Genomic DNA, 1032 nt, shown 5'->3' on the forward strand with positions numbered 1-1032 from the left:
CGACGTCTCCCCGTATTCAGTAGCGCGAGGCTTTAGAGTCCGGGATGGTTAATGTATTCGTTCTTACTGCCAGAAGGCCAGCATAGGCAGCAGGCGTTAATCCGCCCAATGCCTTTTTTGGCCTTTCTTCGTTGTATTGCCGCCGCCAGGCTTCGATGATGACCTTGGCCTGAGGCAGATTGGTAAACCAGTGCTCATTGAGGCATTCGTCGCGTAAACGCCCGTTGAATGATTCGATGTAGGCATTCTGGTTGGGTTTGCCTGGTTCGATGAGGAACAGTTTGATGTTTCGGTCGTGCGCCCAACTGAGCATGGCGCGCCCGCAGAATTCCTTGCCGTTGTCTGTCCGAATGGCTTTGGGTAATCCGCGGCTCAGTGCCAGCCGATCCAAGATTCGCGTCAAGGCATTGCCGCCAATGGCGCGTTCTGCCACGATCGCCACGCATTCATGCGTGGCGTCATCAACGATGGTCAGGCTTTTGATCACGCGGGCATCGGCCGTCCGATCAAACACGAAGTCCATTGACCAGATTTGATTGGCCTGTGCGGGACGGACCAGAGGTTGCCGATCCGACACAGGAACTTTCTTACGCTTACGCCTTCGGACCTGCAGTCCGGCCTCTGCATACAGCCGTTCCACGCGTTTATGGTTCACCACTACACCTGCTTGCCTCAGCTTTAGATAAATCATGCCAGCCCCATAACGGCGGTACCTATGGGCTAACTCAACAATCTGCTGCCGTAACGCATCATTGCGATCTGGCGATGGCCGATATCGATAGGAACTCGCGCTCATCCCAATGACGCGCAGCGCACGGCGTTCGCTCAGTCCTCGATTAATCATGTAGCGCACCAACTCTCGTCGGGATGGTGCGCTCACCACTTTTTTCTCAGGGCTTCCTTGGTGACCTCATTCTCCAGCAGTGATTCTGCCAACAACTTCTTCAGCCTGGCATTCTCGACTTCCAGATCCTTTAAACGCTTGGCGTCGGAGACGTTCATGCCGCCGAATTTGTTGCGCCAGAGGTAGTA

Annotated in this window: 1 protein-coding gene; it reads right to left on the bottom strand. The window is 54.7% G+C overall.

Translation table 11 applies throughout. From position 1 onward, the window contains the following. Positions 1-16 precede the first annotated feature (16 nt). Positions 17-1032 (bottom strand): IS3 family transposase gene (locus DD235_RS16665; RefSeq protein WP_109063247.1). Its coding sequence is split into 2 segments (ribosomal slippage), with 1017 coding nucleotides annotated over them: positions 17-882 and positions 882-1032; the frame shifts between segments, so codons are not numbered across the junction. This gene is flagged as partial in the annotation.

The sequence above is a fragment of the Corticimicrobacter populi genome (assembly GCF_003123725.1).
GTDB classification, from domain to species: domain Bacteria; phylum Pseudomonadota; class Gammaproteobacteria; order Burkholderiales; family Burkholderiaceae_B; genus Corticimicrobacter; species Corticimicrobacter populi.